The sequence below is a fragment of the Microbispora sp. H10830 genome (genome assembly GCF_014161375.1).
Lineage (GTDB): Bacteria > Actinomycetota > Actinomycetes > Streptosporangiales > Streptosporangiaceae > Microbispora > Microbispora catharanthi.
This window is the reverse complement of sequence record NZ_JABBWX010000007.1, coordinates 397,813-413,826: the sequence shown is the minus strand read 5'-3', so window position 1 is coordinate 413,826 and position 16,014 is coordinate 397,813. Positions and strand designations below refer to the sequence as shown.

General features: G+C 71.5%; 14 protein-coding genes. 5 read left to right on the top strand and 9 right to left on the bottom strand.

From position 1 onward, the window contains the following. A partial coding sequence (locus tag HHX35_RS20680; protein ID WP_182900375.1) for a transposase occupies positions 1–260 on the top strand: 260 nt, incomplete at its 5' end. Between the two features lie 104 nt (positions 261–364). On the opposite strand, the gene HHX35_RS20675 is transcribed toward HHX35_RS20680, so the two are convergent. After that, complete coding sequence (locus HHX35_RS20675; RefSeq protein ID WP_310739196.1) at positions 365–1,207, bottom strand: fused MFS/spermidine synthase; 843 nt, start codon at positions 1,205–1,207, stop codon at positions 365–367. A gap of 32 nt (positions 1,208–1,239) precedes the next feature. Here HHX35_RS20675 and HHX35_RS20670 point away from each other — a divergent pair, with 32 nt between their 5' ends. After that, positions 1,240–2,892, top strand: a complete 1,653-nt coding sequence (locus HHX35_RS20670; protein ID WP_182900374.1) for a penicillin-binding transpeptidase domain-containing protein — start codon at positions 1,240–1,242, stop codon at positions 2,890–2,892. On the opposite strand, the gene HHX35_RS20665 is transcribed toward HHX35_RS20670, so the two are convergent. The 3 genes from HHX35_RS20665 to HHX35_RS20655 all read right to left on the bottom strand — a co-directional run bounded on the left by HHX35_RS20665 (position 2,893) and on the right by HHX35_RS20655 (position 5,420). Continuing rightward, complete coding sequence (locus tag HHX35_RS20665; RefSeq protein ID WP_220505649.1) at positions 2,893–3,339, bottom strand: Lrp/AsnC family transcriptional regulator; 447 nt, start codon at positions 3,337–3,339, stop codon at positions 2,893–2,895. A 10-nt stretch (positions 3,340–3,349) separates the two neighbouring features. Beyond that, positions 3,350–4,708: a transaminase gene (locus tag HHX35_RS20660; RefSeq protein ID WP_220505648.1), complete on the bottom strand. Its 1,359-nt coding sequence runs from the start codon at positions 4,706–4,708 to the stop codon at positions 3,350–3,352. A 79-nt stretch (positions 4,709–4,787) separates the two neighbouring features. Further along, entirely contained in the window at positions 4,788–5,420 is a 633-nt protein-coding gene (locus tag HHX35_RS20655) for a TetR/AcrR family transcriptional regulator (RefSeq protein ID WP_220505647.1), read from the bottom strand. Positions 5,421–5,530: 110 nt separating this feature from the next. On the opposite strand from HHX35_RS20655, the gene HHX35_RS20650 reads away from it, so the two are divergent. The 3 genes from HHX35_RS20650 (at position 5,531) to lat (ending at position 9,899) form a co-directional block, all read left to right on the top strand. After that, complete coding sequence (locus HHX35_RS20650; RefSeq protein WP_182900372.1) at positions 5,531–7,183, top strand: amidohydrolase; 1,653 nt, start codon at positions 5,531–5,533, stop codon at positions 7,181–7,183. Continuing rightward, positions 7,180–8,514 carry an APC family permease gene (locus tag HHX35_RS20645; RefSeq protein WP_182900371.1) on the top strand — a complete coding sequence of 445 codons (1,335 nt, stop codon included), beginning with the start codon at positions 7,180–7,182 and terminating at the stop codon, positions 8,512–8,514. The genes HHX35_RS20650 and HHX35_RS20645 overlap by 4 nt, the downstream gene beginning before the upstream one ends. A 98-nt stretch (positions 8,515–8,612) precedes the next feature. Beyond that, positions 8,613–9,899 (top strand): L-lysine 6-transaminase, encoded by a 1,287-nt coding sequence (gene lat / locus HHX35_RS20640; protein ID WP_182900370.1) that lies wholly within the window; start codon positions 8,613–8,615, stop codon positions 9,897–9,899. Here lat and HHX35_RS44680 read toward each other — a convergent pair. The 5 genes from HHX35_RS44680 to HHX35_RS20615 form a co-directional block, all read right to left on the bottom strand. Further along, entirely contained in the window at positions 9,807–10,121 is a 315-nt protein-coding gene (locus tag HHX35_RS44680; protein ID WP_139576861.1) for a LuxR C-terminal-related transcriptional regulator, read from the bottom strand. The genes lat and HHX35_RS44680 overlap by 93 nt on opposite strands. A gap of 111 nt (positions 10,122–10,232) precedes the next feature. Then, positions 10,233–12,539: a penicillin acylase family protein gene (locus HHX35_RS20630; protein WP_182900369.1), complete on the bottom strand. Its 2,307-nt coding sequence runs from the start codon at positions 12,537–12,539 to the stop codon at positions 10,233–10,235. 7 nt (positions 12,540–12,546) lie between these two features. After that, positions 12,547–14,784 carry an FtsX-like permease family protein gene (locus HHX35_RS20625; protein WP_182900368.1) on the bottom strand — a complete coding sequence of 746 codons (2,238 nt, stop codon included), beginning with the start codon at positions 14,782–14,784 and terminating at the stop codon, positions 12,547–12,549. After that, complete coding sequence (locus HHX35_RS20620) at positions 14,781–15,461, bottom strand: ABC transporter ATP-binding protein (protein ID WP_182900367.1); 681 nt, start codon at positions 15,459–15,461, stop codon at positions 14,781–14,783. Before HHX35_RS20620 ends, HHX35_RS20625 begins: the two co-directional genes overlap by 4 nt. After that, positions 15,458–15,982 (bottom strand): PadR family transcriptional regulator, encoded by a 525-nt coding sequence (locus HHX35_RS20615; protein ID WP_161628069.1) that lies wholly within the window; start codon positions 15,980–15,982, stop codon positions 15,458–15,460. Before HHX35_RS20615 ends, HHX35_RS20620 begins: the two co-directional genes overlap by 4 nt. Positions 15,983–16,014 lie beyond the last annotated feature (32 nt).

Here is a 16,014-nt window from a genome sequence, read left to right as displayed (position 1 = left end):
CGCCCGGGGAGAGTGAGCCCACCGATTACTGGCTGTCCACCCTGCCCTCCGACACCCGGCTGCGGGATCTGGTGCGCCTGGCGAAGATCCGCTGGCGGATCGAGCACGACTACCGCGAGCTGAAGACAGGTCTGGGCCTGACCCACTTCGAAGGCCGTTCCTTCACCGGCTGGCACCGCCATGTCACCCTGGTCTCCGCGGCTCACCTGTTCCTCACCGAACTCCGCTTGACCAGCCCAAAAGCAACTGGGGCGGCCTGACCTTCTACAAGATCCTGCACATGCTCCAGGTGTTATTGGCTACCTGGACAGGCCGATGCCCCACCTGCCGCCAACGACCACCATGACGACCTAACAAAGTCCTACTAGTCGAACAGGCCTGGCGGAGGGACGGGGGCGAGGACGGCGTCGCCGTCGTGAATGGGAGCGGCCCCCGCGACCAGGCGGGTCAGGTCCTCGTCCGCCAAGCATCGCGCCTGGGTGAGGCCGCCCGCCGCCTTCCTGGTGAGTGCCTCGATCGGCAGGTCGCCGAGCGAGGCCGCCAGGACGACGTTGCCGAACCTGCGCCCGCGCAGGATGCCGGGCTCGGCCAGCAGCGCGGCGTGCGGGAAGACACGGCTCACCGTGGATGCGACCCGCTTCACGAAGGGCAGGCCCTTGCCGTCCGCCACGTTGATCAGCGCCATGCCGGAGGGGCGCAGGACGCGGGCGATCTCCATCATGTACTGGACGGTCGCCAGCTCGACCGGCATCGTCGCGCCCGAGAACGCGTCGAGCACGAACAGGTCGGCCGAGTCGTCCCTGAGGTCCGTCGTCGCCGCGCGGCCGTCCATCACCCGGACCTTCAGCCGGGGCACCGACTTGAGGTTGAGCTGGTCGCGTACGAGCTGGACCAGCCCGGCGTCCGGCTCCACGACGATGTGCCGGGAGCCGGCCCGCCGCGCGGAGATGTAACGCGGGATCGTGCATGCCCCGCCGCCGATGTGGACGGCGTCGAGCGGGCCTTCGGGCAGGCAGTCGATCACGCTCGCCATGAGCTGCGTGTACGAGAAGTCCAGATAGGTGGGATCGGCCAGGTCCACGTACGACTGGGGAACGCCGTCCCTGATCAGCATCCACCCGTCGGGCCGGTCGAGGTCGCGCAGGAGCTCCACCTCGCCGAAGGTCACCGGATAGCGGCCTGGCAACGGTTCTCTGCTCCTTGCCACCTATGGCTCCTTTCGCGTGATATGAGAACCGTATGCGGAACAGGGCCCTGCTCGCCCTCGTCATGGTCGCCGCGGCCATCTTCGTCTTCGGCGTTGCCGGACTCATTGTGTCCGGCAGGCAGGAGCCGGTCTCGGACTTCGTCGCCGCGCCGCGGGGGACGCCCGCACCCGGCGGCCCGCAGACGCTGCAGCTCCGCCCCGACTCATCTCCCGAGCCGTCCCCCGTAAGCTCCCCGGAGGGCTCCCCGGACGAGACGGCCGCCGCCTATTTCCAGGCATGGGTCAAGAGCGACTACGACGCCATGCGCGAGCTGGTCGACGATCCACCGGACGACTTCGCGGACCAGCACCGCGAGTTCGAGGACGCCGCCCTCTCCAAGTCACTGCGGATCGCGGTCGGCAACCTCGTGCGCACGGGAGACGAGACGGCCGAGATCCCCTTCACCCAGGAGCGGGACGAGCAGGACGCCGGCACCTGGCGCTTCGACTCCAGTCTGCACCTGGCCGTACGCGACCTCACCTGGAAGGTCGTCTGGACGCCGTCCGTCCTGCATCCGGAGATCCAGCCCGGCGGCAGTCTCGTCAGGACCGAGCCGGAGGCCGGGCCGCTGCGGCCGGTGACGAGCGGAGGGCGGGAGTTCCCGCAGAACTCGGGCGCCGAAGCCTACCTCGACCACCTGGTGAACCAGGGGGTGGCGCCCACGACCGGCGTGGCCGTGGGATGGGCCCTGGAGGTCGACAACCCGGGCATGCCGGCGAAGACCGTCCTGTCCTACAAGCCCGACAAGCAACCGGTCGGAGTACGGACCACGATCGACTACGCCGTGCAGGCCGCGGCGGCCCGGGCGCTCGACGGTGTGCAGCGGGCCGCCGTCGTGGCCGTACGGCCGTCCACGGGGGAGATCCTCGCAGTCGCCGACCGGTTGGGCGGCAGGGCGGCGTTCGAGCGCAAGTACGCCCCCGGCTCGACGTTCAAGACGGTCACGGCGGCCGCGCTGCTCGCCAACGGGCTGTCCCCCGACAGCACGGTGGAGTGCCCGGCGTCCTACCAGATCCCCTTCAACCGGTCGATCTCGAACTACCACAACGAGGACCACGGGACGGTCACACTGCGCCAGGCGTTCGCCCTGTCGTGCAACACCACGTTCGCCCGGCTGACGGTCGAGCGGCTGAACGGCGACACGCTGGTCGACCAGGCCAGGGCGTTCGGCTTCGTGCAGGGGGAGAGCGCCGGCACGAGCACGTGCGGCAGCCTGCAGCGGCCGGAGAAGCCGGACGCGCTCGCCGAGGACTCCTTCGGACAGGGCACGGTGGAGGCGACCCCGCTGTGCATGGCGCTGGTCGCCGCGGCGGTGGAGAGCGGCGAGTGGCGGCCGGCCCGCCCGCTGGCGGACGAGGCGCCACAGGGGGAGCTGCCGCAGAGCGTGCCCCTGCCGTCCAACGTGGCGGAGGGACTCCGCTCGCTGATGAGCGCGGTCACGGTCGAGGGGACCGCCGCCGGTTCTGAGCTGCCGCAGGGGGTCGCCGGCAAGACCGGCACCGCCGAGGACTGGCATGGCGGGCAGGACCACGCGTGGTTCATCGGCTACCGGGGTGACCTCGCCTTCGCCGTGTTCGTCGAGCACGGCGGCACCGGCCGTGGCGCCGCCGTGCCCATCGCCGCTCGGTTCCTCAGAGCCCTGTGATCACACACCGGGCCAGGCGAACCGGTGGGTGTGAATGCCGAAGTAGGTGAACGCCTCGGCCCTGGTGACGCCGGGCACCCGCTTGACGTGGTCGTTGAGCACGCTGAGCAGCTCGGCCGGTTCCCGGCACACCACCTCGGCGAACAGATCGAACGAGCCCGCCGTGAGCACCACGTAGATCACCCCGGACAGCTCGCTGATCCGGTCGGCGACCTCGTGCACGTCGCTGTCGACGCGGACGCCGATCAGCGCCATGACCGGCAGGCCCAGCGCCATCGGGTCGGTGACCCCGACGATCTGCACGACGCCCTCGTCGCGCAGCCGCTGAACCCGTTGCCGTATGGCGGGAGCCGACAGGCCCGTGGCCTCGGCGAGTGCGGTGTAGGAGGCCCGGCCGTCCCGCTGCAGCTCGCGCAGCAGGACCCGGTCGATCTCGTCCATGTTCATCCGGCGGAGTTCATGCGACCAGGTCCGCCACGGCCGCGGCGAACACCTCGTGGTGCAGGTCCACGTCGGCTTCGGTGGTGGCGGGGGACATCAGCGCCATGTTGTGGAACGGCGTCAGCAGTACGCCCCGGTTGGCCAGGTAGACGTGCAGGTAGTCGTCCAGGTCGGGGTCGCCTGCCGCGTTCGACTCGCCGCCGTCGCGGGGGGCCGGGCTGGTGAAGCGATACTCGGCGCGCGCCCCGAGCCGCGTGACCGACCACGACAGGCGGTGCGCGTCGATCACCTCCTGGACGCCCTTGGTGAAGCGGGTCGCCAGCTCGGTCATGGCGGCGAACGCGTCGTCGGTGAGCACGTGCTCCAGCGTGGCGCGCATCGCGGCGACCGACAGGGCGTTGCCGGCCAGCGTGCCGCCGACGCCGCCCATGTCGACCAGGTCGAGCCCGTCCATCGCCTCGACGCGCGCGGCGACCTCGGCGGACAGGCCGTAGCCGCCGCTCGGGATGCCGCCGCCGATGGCCTTGCCGATCGTCACGATGTCGGGGTGCAGGTCCCACGCCTTCGTGCAGCCGCCCGGGCCCGCCGAGAAGGTGTGCGTCTCGTCGTTGATCAGCAGGCTGCCGTACCGCCGGGTCAGGTCTCTGACGCCCTCCAGGTAGCCCGGCTCGGGCAGGACGATGCCGATGTTGGTGAGGGCGGGCTCCATGAGGACCGCCGCGACGTCGCCGTACGCCAGCTCTCGCTCCAGCGAGGGCAGGTCGTTGAACTCCACGACGCGCGAGGTGACGGTGGGATCGACCGGAGCGCCGACGTTGCCCTCGCGGGACACCTGCTCGCCGTCCGGGCCGACCACGAGGAGCACCTCGTCCACGCTGCCGTGGTAGCAGTAGCTGTTCACGAGGATCTTGGGCTTGCCGGTGATCGCCCTGGCCAGCCGGATCGCCCACCGGTTGGCGTCCGTGGCCGTCAGCGAGAAGCTCCAGTAGGGCACGCCGAACCGGCGGCCCAGCTCGGCGCCGACCCAGGCGGCGTCCTCGGTCGGCATCATCACCGTGGCGCCGCCCCGCCGGCCGAACCGGTCGGCGACGGCGTCCACGGTCGCCTGGGGGGAGTGCCCCGCCATCGCGCCGGTGTCGCCGAGGCAGAGGTCGACGTACTCGTGGCCGTCCAGGTCGGTGACGCGGGCGCCGCGGGCCTCGGCCAGGTAGAGCGGGAAGCCAGCGGCCGTCTTGTTCATCCAGGTCATCGGCACGCCGCCGAACAGGTGGCCTCTCGCCTGCTCGTACGCGGCGGCCGAGCGCGGGTTGCGCCCCCGGAACGCGTCGCGCTCGCGGTCGAGCAGCCGGGCCAGGCGAGTACGGTCGATCATCATCCCTGCCTCAGAAAAGATCGCTGCACTCCGTGTTAAACCACGGAATCTGAAGCAAAGGTACACAAAGGCGTCCGAATCGTCACTCCATGGCTGCGAGTGTCCGCCGCAGCCCCTCCACGATCGAGGCCAGCCCGACCTCGAAGGACAGGTCCGCCGGCGGGCGTCCGCTGGAGGTCGCGGCGTCGTCGCGGGCGCGTACCGTGGCGGCGAAGACCGGGACCTGCGCGGCCAGCGGCCCGGCGTCGAACATGTCGGGCGGCGCCACCAGGTCGAGCGCCGAGCCGAGGATGAACGACTCCACGGCCACCATCACCGGGATGACCATCGCCTCGGGCCAGCCGCCGCGCCGCAGGCCGGCGACCACCTCCTCGTACATCCGCAGCGTCCGCAGGGCTCCGGTGATCGGCAGGGTGGCCAGCAGCGAGATCGCGGGCGGGTGCGCGGCGAACGCGTCGCGGTAGCCGTGGGCCCACCGCACCAGCGCCTCGTCCCAGGGCAGCTCGGCGAACATCGAGGCGTCGATGGCGTCGGAGACGATCTCGCGGACCGCCGCCAGGATGTCGTCCTTGCCGCTCACGTGGTTGTAGAGCGAGGACGGCCGCACGCCCAGCCGTTCGGCGAGGGCGGCCATGGAGAAACCCTCGGCTCCGGCGTCGTCGATCAGGGTCAGCGCGGCCCGCGCGATGGCCTCCCTGCTCAACACCGGCTTCACCGGCCGTCCCACCCGTCGCCGCATTCGGCCCGCAGCCCCCTTCCGCTTTGCCCCTCGACAACCTATCCTCATGCCACTAAACGAACGTCATTCGATTTATCGGGACGCCCATGTCGCGCATCCTGTTTCGCCGCACCCTCTTCCACAACGGCACCGTCTGGACGGGCACCGGCACGACCACCGACGCTCTGTCCGTACGGGACGGCCGGATAGAGGCACTCGGAGCCGCCGCCCTCGCGGGAACCCACGACGACCGCGTGGACCTGCGGGGCGGAATGCTGTTGCCTGCCTTCGGCGACGGCCACTGCCATCCCGACCACGCCGGGTTCGAGGCGACGGGCCCGCAGATCAGAGGACTCGGCACGGTCGAAGAGATCGTCGAGGAGGTTCGCCGCCACGCCGCCGCGCATCCCGGCGACGGATGGATCATCGGCGGCGGCTACGACGCGACGATCGTCCCGGACGGCCTGTTCGACGCCCGGTGGCTGGACGAGGCGGTGCCCGACCGGCCGGTCGCGCTGCGGGCCTGGGACTACCACACGTTGTGGTGCAACTCCGAGGCCATGCGGCGGGCCGGCCTGGACGCCTCGACGCCCGACACGCCGCGCGGCCGGTTCGCCCGCCGCCCGGACGGCGCGCTGCTCGGGACCATGATCGAGTGGGACGCGGTGGACGCGGTCCTCACCGCCGCCCCCGCCCGCACGACCGAGGACCTCGTCACCGTGCTCGCCGCCGCCACCGAGGCGTACGCCGCGGCCGGGGTGACCTGGATCCAGGACGCGTGGGTGGAGCACGGCACGGTCGAGGCATACCTGGAGGCGGCCCGCCGTGGGCTGCTCGCGACCCGGGTCAATCTGGCCTTCCGCGCCGATCCGGAGCGATGGCGCGAGCAGATCGCCGAGTTCGCCGCCGACCGCGCGCGGGTGCGGGCGCTCGGGCACGACCGGCTCACCGCCGCCACCGTTACGGCCGACACGGTCAAGTTTTTCGTCGACGGCATCCTGGAGAACCGCACGGCGTCGCTGCTCGCGCCGTACAGCGACGATCCCTGCACCCGGGGCATGCCCGTCTGGCCGTACGGCGACTTGCTTAAGGCCCTGACGGCCGTGGACGCGATGGGCCTGCAGGCGCACCTGCACGCGATCGGCGACGCGGGCATCCGCACCGCACTGGACGCGATCGAGCACGTGACGCGGGTGAACGGCCCGCGCGACCGCAGGCCGGTGATCGCTCATGTGCAGGTGCTCGCGGAGGAGGACCTGCCGCGGTTCGCCCGGCTCGGCGTGATCGCCAACCTCCAGCCCCTGTGGGCGCGCACCGATCCCCCGATGGCGAAGCTGACCTTCCCCAGGATCGGACCGGAGCGGGCCCGGCGGCAGTACCTCATCGGCTCGCTGCTGCGCGCAGGGGTGCAGGTGTCCTTCGGCAGCGACTGGCCGGTGAGCGACCACCGCCCGCTGGCCGGGCTGCCGGTCGCGGTGACGCGGGAGAACGCCGAGCGTGAGCCGTCCGGCGGCTGGCTGCCCGAGGAGCGCATCGGCGTCGAGGAGGCGCTGTCGGCGTACAGCGCGGGGGTCGCCCACCAGGCGTTCGCCGAGGACGAGCGCGGCACCCTGGCCCCCGGCAAGGTGGCCGACCTGGTCTGGCTGGACGGCGACGTGCGGCGGCTGGACCCCCATGACATCGCGGAGACGACGACCGTCCTCGGCACGTGGGCGGCCGGCGTGAGAACCTTCCCCCCAGCCAACAGGAGTGGCGTATGACCGAACCCGCCGGACTGAAGCGCGTCCTCGGCGTCCCCGGACTGACCTTGTTCGGGCTGACCTACCTCGCCCCGGTCGCCGTCTTCACCACCTACGGCGCCGTCACCCAGGTCACCGAGGGTCACCTGCCGGCGGCCTACGTGGTCGCCCTCGTGGTCATGCTGTTCACGGCGTTCAGCTACGGCAGGATGGCCAGGGCGTACCCCACCGCCGGGTCCGCCTACACCTACACCCAGCAGACCTTCGGCGGCCACATCGGCTTCATGACCGGGTGGACGCTGATGCTGGACTATCTGTTCCTCCCGATGATCAACTTCCTGCTCATCGGGATCTACCTGAACAGCCGGTTCCCCGAGGTGCCCCAGTGGATCTTCACCCTGGCGGCGCTGCTGCTGGTGCTCGTGCTCAACGTCGTCGGCATCACGGTGATGAACCGGGTCAACGTCCTGGTCGTCGGGCTGTCGGTGGTGCTGATCGTGGTGTTCGCCGCGCTGTCGCTGAAGCACCTGGCCGGTCACCCCGCGCCGTCGCCCTTCGCCCCCTTCACCCCGGGCTCGGGCGTGTTCGCGGGCGCGGCGATCCTGGCGCTGAGCTTCCTCGGGTTCGACGCCGTCTCGACCCTGTCGGAGGAGGCGAAGGAGCCCCGCCGGGCGATCCCGCGCGCCATCGTGCTCACCACGCTCATCGGCGGCCTGCTGTTCGTCCTGGTCGCGTGGATGGGGAGCCTCGTCCACCCCGGCTACGACGACTTCGCCAACGCGGACACGGCGGGTGTGGACATCATGTCCGCGCTCGGCGGCGCCGCGTTCGAGACCATCTTCGTCGGGATCTACGTGGTCGGCGCCTTCGGGTCGGCCATGACCACCCAGGCGAGCGTCTCGCGCATCCTCTACTCGATGGGCCGCGACGGCGTGCTGCCCCGCGCGGCCTTCGCCCGGCTGCACCCGCGCTTCCGCACCCCGGTCGTCGCGACGGCCGTGGTGTCGGCGGTCTCGCTCGTCGCGCTGTTCATCAGCCTGGACAACGCCGTGGTCATGGTCAACTTCGGCGCGCTCATCGCGTTCTCCATGGTCAATCTCACGGTCGTCAAGCACTATCTGTTCGACGAGGGACGCCGCTCGGCCGCCGACCTGGCCCGGTACGGCCTGGTCCCGCTGGTGGGCTTCGCGCTGACGATCTGGCTGTGGACCAGCCTCTCGGGTGTCACGTTCACGGTCGGCCTGATCTGGATGGCGGTGGGCTTCGTCTATCTCCTCGCGCTGACGAGGATGTTCACCCGCAGGCCGCCCGTGATGAGCTTCTCGGATGCGGAACCTACCCCTGTGGCCTGAAAAATGTCCTCTTGAGGTGCTATCTGTGCGAAAACCCTTCACATAGATGGCCTGATGTGAGGGAATCATCTCGTTTCCCAGTATGACGCGGAGGCGAAATGGACCCCACCACTGTGCACGACGCCCTCGCACGGCACCTGCTCGTCGACGGCTACCGTCTCGTGCTCGACCTGGACAGGAGCGCGGGCTCCTGGCTGGTCGATGCCCGGGACGGGCGAAGGTACCTCGACTTCTACACGTTCTTCGCGTCGTCGCCGCTCGGAGTGAACCCGTTCGCCGACGACCCGGAGTTCGTCGCACTGCTCGGCCGGGTGGCCGCCAACAAGCCGGCCAACTCCGACATGTACACCGTCCACCTCGCCGAGTTCGTGGAGACGTTCCGGCGGGTGCTCGGCGACCCGGAACTGCCGCACCTTTTCTTCGTCGAGGGCGGGTCGGCGGCCGTGGAGAACGCGCTCAAGTGCGCCTTCGACTGGAAGAGCCGCTGGAATGAGGCCCACGGCCGCCACCCCGGCCTCGGCACCCGCGTCCTCCACCTCACCCGGGCCTTCCACGGCCGCGGCGGCTACACGCTCTCGCTCACCAACACCGACCCCGTCAAGACCGACAGGTTCCCCCGGTTCTGCTGGCCGCGCGTCGACGTCCCCGCCGTCCACTTCGGGGACGTCGAGCGGGCGGAGGAACGGGCGCTGGCGCAGGCCAGGGAGGCGTTCGAGCGGTTCCGCCACGACATCGCCTGCTTCATCGCCGAGCCGATCCAGGGCGAGGGCGGCGACAACCACATGCGTCCCGAGTTCCTCCAGGCGATGCAGGCGCTCTGCCACGAGCACGAGGCACTGTTCGTCATGGACGAGGTGCAGACCGGCGTCGGCCTGACCGGCACCCCCTGGGCGTACCAGCAGCTCGGCCTGGCCCCCGACATCGTGGCCTTCGCGAAGAAGGTCCAGGTCGGCGGCGTCATGGCGGGCCGCAGGGTGGATCTCGTGCCCGACAACGTGTTCCGCGTCAGCGGCAGGATCAACTCCACCTGGGGCGGCGGCCTGGTCGACATGGTGCGCTCCCGCCGGATGCTGGAGATCATCGAGCGGGACGCCCTGATCCCGAGGGCGGCCATCCTGGGCGAGAAGCTGCTGGGCGCCCTCCAGGGTCTGGAGGCCGAGGGCCTGGTCGCCAACGCGCGTGGACGCGGGCTGATGTGCGCCTTCGACGTCCCCGACCCCGGCGGGCTGGTCGCCCGGCTCCGGGAGGAACGCGCGATCCTCGTCCTGCGCTGCGGCGAGCGGTCCGTACGGCTACGCCCTGCCCTGTCCGTCCAGCCGGACGAGCTTGAGTACGGCCTGGCCGGCCTGCGTGCCGTCCTCACCGGGGATCTGGCCGGGAGCTGACGGCGCCGGTGGCGCGGGTTCGCCGCGCCAGCGGCAGATGGCCGTCATCCTCGAGTCCACGCCCAGCTTGGCGTAGATGCGGTTGACGTGGTTCTTCACGGTCTTCTCGCTCAGGAACAGCAGCCGCGCGATCTCACCGTTGGAGTGACCGGTCGCGATCAGCTCCATGACCTCGGCTTCTCGCTTGCTCAGCCCCATTGCGGTGCGGTCGTCGATTCTCATCCGGCCTCCGTAGAAGACGATCAGAGATCGCCGAGGCCCCCGCACGGCGGTTGTGAGGCAGCATAACCCGCAACGTCCACCTTTGGGGAAACATGCACTGACTTGCCCGGGTCAATGCCCCCCGTGGACAGTGATGGTTTCGAGGTGCGGATCGGCGGCGATCTCGGCCGCGGTGAAGCGCTCGGTGACCCACCCGCTGCGCGAGAACAGGGCCGTCTGGTCGGTGTGATGGGGCGATGCGGGGTTGGCGGACAGGGAGTAGGTGAGGACGGTACGCGTGCGGGGGCCGTCCTTGGTGAGCTCGACGGCCATCATGAAGCTGGATCCGGTGTTCACCTCCGGGTAGCGCCCGTCCGCGCCGAGCGGTCCGCCCGTGCGTACCCGGTCGAAGCAGCCCTCCCCTTCCGTGCAGCCGGGAATCGGGATCGAGGAGTAGCTCTGCGCCTGCCCGGGGGTGAGCGTCAGCGGGATCCCGTTGGACTGGAAGTAGCGCACGGCGTCGACGAGGGCCTGCCGCACGGCCGGGTCGTCGCTCTTCAGCCCGCTCGGGGTGGTCAGCGGGCGCGCGGGGTCGAACGGCACCCGCCACGGACTGAAGACCGGCTCTCCCGGTGTGGTTGGACGGCCCAGCCGGGTGAAGAACTCGCGCCACAGAACGGCCCCCTCGCCGTCCAGGGTGGCTCGCCCGTTCCACTTCTCCAGCGTCCGGCAGGCCTCGCGAACGTCCGCCCCGGGGCCCGAGGGAGAGCGGTGGGCGCGGCACAGCTTCAGCAGGTCGTCGTGCATCAGCTCGAAGGTGAGGTTGCGCTTGCCGTGCACCGTGGCCTGCAGCGTCTCCAGGGTGAAGCCCGGCGCGCCGAGCCCGTCGGCCCCGGACAGCCGCTGCGCGATCATGTCGAGGCTGACCCGGGGGCGCGGCTCCAGTTCGGTGCCCGTCTCGCCGTACGCCTTGGGATAGCCGGTGAGCGGCTTCGCCGGGTTCGTCATCCAGTAGGTGTTGTTGGAGTTGGCCACGTAGTCGGCGCGGGTCAGCATCGGCTGGCTGCCCGGCCCGAAGATGCCCGGCACGACGGCGTCGCCGTCCCTGCCCCACAGGCACGCGGAGGTCGAGCCGTCCAGGACGTACGCATCGAGGCCCGGAACGGGCGAGGGCTTGGCACAGCGCTTCGCTTCGTCGTCGGTGACGTGGGGGACGACCGAGGTGTCGGCGAAGTAGGCGGTCCCGCTCGCGTCGGTGGCGAGGGTGTGGACGAACGGCATCCCCTGGTAAGTCCGCTGGGCCTTGCGCAGCTCGTCGAGGCCGCCCGCCCTGGCCATCGCCAGCCACTCGTCGGCCGCCCGCAGGTTGGCGGCGTTCGCGTCGGCCAGCGCGTACGCCGCCTCGTCGGTCTGGCCGACGGCGAGCACCGGACCGTAGCGGGAGGTGAGGAGCGTGTGGCCGGAGACGGTGCCGTCCGGCAGGGCGACCTCCACCTCCTGCTCGCCCATCGGCTCCGGCCGGCCGTCCACCAGGTAGCTGTGGCCGCCCGCGAGTTCCAGCCGGTAGACGGTGAAGCGCTGGGCGTGGGAGACGGTGTGGGCCCAGGCGACCTTGGCGTTGTGGCCGATCTGGACGACCGGGGTGCCGTACAGGCTGCCGCCGGAGACGTCGAGCACGCCGGGGATGGTGAGCTGGACCTGATAGAAGCGGCGGATCCCCTGCCAGGGGAAATGCGGGTCGGCCAGCACCATCCCGCCGCCCCCGCGTGTGGCCTGACGGCCGAGCGCCCAGGCGTTGCTGCCCGCGGCCGGCTTGGGCTGTGGTCTCTTGTCTTCCGGGGGACCCTCGGGTTCGGCTATCCCGGTGATGGCCTCCTTCAGGCTGGAGCTCGAGACCATCCGGCTGAGGTCGAGCAGGTTGTTCCACATGTCGGTGGCGGTGATCGGGCCGACCCACGCCTTGCCCCGGCACCTGGGGTCGGGCAGGTTCGCCACGCCGGTGTCCTCGAGGTAGCGGTTGTATCCGGCCACGTAGCCGTCGACCAGGCGGCGCAGCTCGTCGCTCGGGCCGATCGGCGCGGGCCGGGCCAGCAGCCGCCGTACGACGCCGGAGCCGGCGACGCTCTTGTAGTAGACGTCGCTGGCGAGGTTGGCGACCGGGCGGACCGGATCGTCGGACTCGGCCTTCGGGCCGAAATAGCGGGAGCGTTCGCCGCGCAGCGTCACCACCCAGGAGGCCAGCGTGCACAGGTTGTCCTGGGCGAAGGCGTAGCCGTACCCGAATCCGAGGCCGCCGTAGTCCTTGGCGGTGATGTGCGGGATGCCGTACTCGGTGCGCCGGATCGTGGCCGAGTAACTCCCGTCGGCCGCCGCGGCGGGCACCGGAGACACGGCCGGGGTGAGTAAGGCCAGCGTGATCATCAGTGGCCTGAGCTTCATCGGTCTCCTATTCGAAACGCGCGTTGTCGGGCGTGGTCATGCGACGCAGCAGCGGCAGCGTCGTGAGGATCACCAGGAGGGAGGCGGCCAGACCACCGCCGAGGGAGGCGAAGTAGACGGGTCCTGGCATCGCGATCGACGCGCTCTTCATCGCGAGGGCGTCGATGAGCGGCTCGGCCACGCCGAAGCCGGCGCCGGCGGCGAGCGCGGCGGCCAGCACGAGCGGCAGCGCCGACTCCAGCAACACCACCGCGGCCAGGGTGCGCGTGGGCGTGCCCGCCAGCCGCAGCAGGGTGAACGGCTGCCTGCGCTCCACCAGCCCGCCGCCTGCCGCCACCACGAGGCCGCAGGCGCCGGCGACCAGGGTGAGCCCGACCATGGCCAGCGCGACGTTCTCCGCCCGAACGTAGAGGTCCGCCCTGACCTCGGCGACCTCGGCGAAGGTCATCGGCGCCTCGACGGTGTAGCCGGCCAGCAGGGTACGCAGCCGCTCCAGCGTCGCCGGATCGCGTGTAGTGATCATGACGGCCGCCAGGTCGAGCCCGTCGGCGGAGGCGGGCGGGCTGGCCGGGCCCGCCAGCGGAAGGAGCCTGTCGACGGTGAGAGGGTTGTCGGCGCCGACGATGCGGGCGAAGTTGCCCGCCACGGCCCGGGCGCCCCCGCCGTCGATGTTCACAGGGCAGCGGCCGAGCACAGGGAAGCGGGCCAGATTGGAGCACTCGACGACGTACGGCGCGGGCGGCGGGCCGTCGGGCCGCGGGGGGATGTCTTCCATGCCCGCCCTGGTATAGATCGGCAGCACGTCCACGCCCGGGCGGGCGCGCAGCCGGTCGAGCAGCTCCGTTCCCGCCCGCGGTGAGAGGCCGGAGACGCCCGGCCGGTCGAACCTGGCGCCCAGAACGTCGTTGAGCGTGCCCCCGGCCACCTTCTGCTGGCCGGCGACCACCGTCGGCACGAGGGCCGCGATCGTCGTCCCGATGAACACCGCCAGCACCAGCCCGCTCACCGACCTGAAGGCGGTCTTCGGATCGGCGGCCAGGCGCCGCGCGGCCAGCAGTGTCGCCCCGCCCCGGGTCAGCCGGGCGGCCAGCCGTGCGGCGACCATGGTCAGCCAGGGACCGGCCAGCATCAGCCCGACCATGACCAGCGCGAGCGCGACGACGGCCAGCAGATCGTCGGGCTTGCCGTTCCGGTACACCGGGCCCGCGAACATCCCCAGTCCCGCCAGCAGCGGGATCACCCGCCACGCTCGCGGCGGGGACGCGACGGTCTTCCTCGCCACGCCGAGCGGTGAGATCCGCACCCGGCGCAGCGACCACAGGGCGGCGCAGGCCGCCACGACCGGCACGCCGCCGAGCACGGCCGCGTACTGCCAGGCGTGCGGGGCGACCAGTTCGGGGAAGAACCGGGCACCGGTGATCCGCACGCCGGCCACGGCCGGCCGTACGAGCTGGAAGACCGCGAGGCCGGCCAGCGCGCCGGCCAGCGCGCCCAGCGCGGCGTCCACCGTCGCGAGCACGTTGATCTGCCGCGTGGTGGCTCCGACCAGGCGGATCGCGGCGAAGCGGGTCTCGCGGCGAGCCGCGGCCAGCCGGGTGGCGGTGCCCACGAGCACCAGCAGCGGGACGATCAGCCCGACGGCGGCGACGCCGAAGCCGAATCGGTAGACGTCCGCGCTGTCGTCGACCGCGGGCATGGTGGAGACCGCGGAGACCGTGTCGACCTGCCTGGCGCCGGGCAGGGCGGCGACCTGATCCGGCGTCCGTCCTACCACGATGACCAGCTCGTCGGGCCCGGACAGCGCCGCGTCGCCGATCAGCCCGGCGCGCGTGCCGGGGAAGCGGGCGGCCAGCTCCTCGGGCGGTGCCGAGTCCAGCAGCCCGGCCAGCGCGGGCGAAGCGTAGTACTGCCCCGGGCCGGGCATGCGGGACAGGCCGGGGACGACCGGCGCCCGCGTGCCGAGCGCGGCGGCGTCGAGCCTCTTGATCGTCCGGCCCGCGTAGAAGTCCTCGTGGTAGTTCCACAGCGCGCCGTCGGCCGTCGTGTCGAGGGCCCAGCCGCTGGGCGCCGAGCCGGTCGTGCACTCCCAGCAGGGACGGCCGTCTGTGGCCTGGAAGGCGTTGAACAGCGACAGCGTGGCCAGCAGCACCGCGACGCCGGCCGCCACCCCGACGACGATCAGCGCCAGCCTGGCCGCCGCCTCCCTGCCGCTGCTCAGCGACAGCCGCAGGCCCAGCCGGATCATCGGAGGGCCCCGGTCGTGTACGGGTCGGAGACACGGCCGTCGCGCACCACGACCTCCCGGTCGGCGCAGGCGGCCACCCGGGCGTCGTGGGTCACCACGATCACGGTGGCGCCCTCCTCGCGGGCCAGGCCCACCAGCAGGTCCATCACGTGCTCGCCGGTGAGCGTGTCGAGCGCGCCGGTCGGCTCGTCGGCGAACACGATCCGCGGCCGCGTCACCAGCGCTCGCGCGATCGCCACGCGCTGCGCCTGCCCGCCGGACAGCTCCCCGGTGCGCCGGCCGCCCAGGTCGGCCAGCTCCAGCCGCTCCAGCCATTCGGCCGCCCGCCGCTCGGCGTGTTTTCTCCTGGTGCGGCCCAGCAGCAGCGGCAGCATCACGTTGTCGGCCGCGGTCAGCTCCGGCACGAGCTGGCCGAACTGGAAGACGAAGCCGAAGGCGGTGCGCCGCAGCTCGCTGCGGCGGCCGTCGTCCAGGGTGTCCAGGCGGCGGCCGTCGAACCAGACCTCGCCGCTGTCCGGCGTGAAGATGCCGGCCAGGCAGTGCAGCAGCGTCGACTTGCCGGACCCGCTGGGACCCATGATCGCCACGACCTCGCCCGCGGCCACCGACAGGTTCGCCTCCCGCAGCGCGGGCGTGCTGCCGTAGGAGCGGCTGACCTCCCGAGCCTCGATGATCACGACGCGCGCACCATCTCGGCCAGGGCCCCCAGCCGGGCCTGGGTGACGTCGATCCACCGCAGGTCCGCCTCCAGGTGGAACATGGCGTGGTCGGCCAGCAGGGCGTCGGTCAGGGGGCCGCCGCGCTTGACCTCCGTCAGCTCCCGCATGCGCCGCATGTGCGTGGCGCGCTGCGCGTCCAGATAGCCGGCCGCGTCACGGCCCAGCATCAGCGCCAGCACGACCTTGGTGAACAGCACCGTCTGCAGGTACGGCTCGGCCGCGACCGGCTCGGCCAGCCACGTGGCGACCTCCTGCCTGCCCAGGGGGGTGATGGCGTAGCGCTTGCGGTCAGGCCCGTCGCCCGGTTCGCTCTGCCCGGTGACCTTGCCGTCCCTGGCCAGGCGGCCGAGCGTGGAGTACACCTGCCCGAAGGGCAGTGGCCTGCCCCGGCCGAAGAAGGCGTCGTAGTCGCGTTTCAGGTCGTATCCGTGGCTCGGCTCCCGTTCCAGCAGGCCGAGCAACGCGAGGGGAACGGTCATGCCCGCGACTATACATCGAGTGTATACACGGG

Excerpts from the sequence above, each read along its gene's own strand:
- HHX35_RS20670 (WP_182900374.1), top strand. The coding sequence starts at position 1,240 with ATGCGGAACAGGGCCCTGCTCGCCCTCGTCATGGTCGCCGCGGCCATC.
- HHX35_RS20665 (WP_220505649.1), bottom strand. The coding sequence starts at position 3,339 with ATGAACATGGACGAGATCGACCGGGTCCTGCTGCGCGAGCTGCAGCGG.
- HHX35_RS20660 (WP_220505648.1), bottom strand. The coding sequence starts at position 4,708 with ATGATGATCGACCGTACTCGCCTGGCCCGGCTGCTCGACCGCGAGCGC.
- HHX35_RS20650 (WP_182900372.1), top strand. The coding sequence starts at position 5,531 with ATGTCGCGCATCCTGTTTCGCCGCACCCTCTTCCACAACGGCACCGTC.
- HHX35_RS20645 (WP_182900371.1), top strand. The coding sequence starts at position 7,180 with ATGACCGAACCCGCCGGACTGAAGCGCGTCCTCGGCGTCCCCGGACTG.
- lat (WP_182900370.1), top strand. The coding sequence starts at position 8,613 with ATGGACCCCACCACTGTGCACGACGCCCTCGCACGGCACCTGCTCGTC.
- HHX35_RS44680 (WP_139576861.1), bottom strand. The coding sequence starts at position 10,121 with ATGAGAATCGACGACCGCACCGCAATGGGGCTGAGCAAGCGAGAAGCC.
- HHX35_RS20630 (WP_182900369.1), bottom strand. The coding sequence starts at position 12,539 with ATGAAGCTCAGGCCACTGATGATCACGCTGGCCTTACTCACCCCGGCC.
- HHX35_RS20625 (WP_182900368.1), bottom strand. The coding sequence starts at position 14,784 with ATGATCCGGCTGGGCCTGCGGCTGTCGCTGAGCAGCGGCAGGGAGGCG.
- HHX35_RS20615 (WP_161628069.1), bottom strand. The coding sequence starts at position 15,982 with ATGACCGTTCCCCTCGCGTTGCTCGGCCTGCTGGAACGGGAGCCGAGC.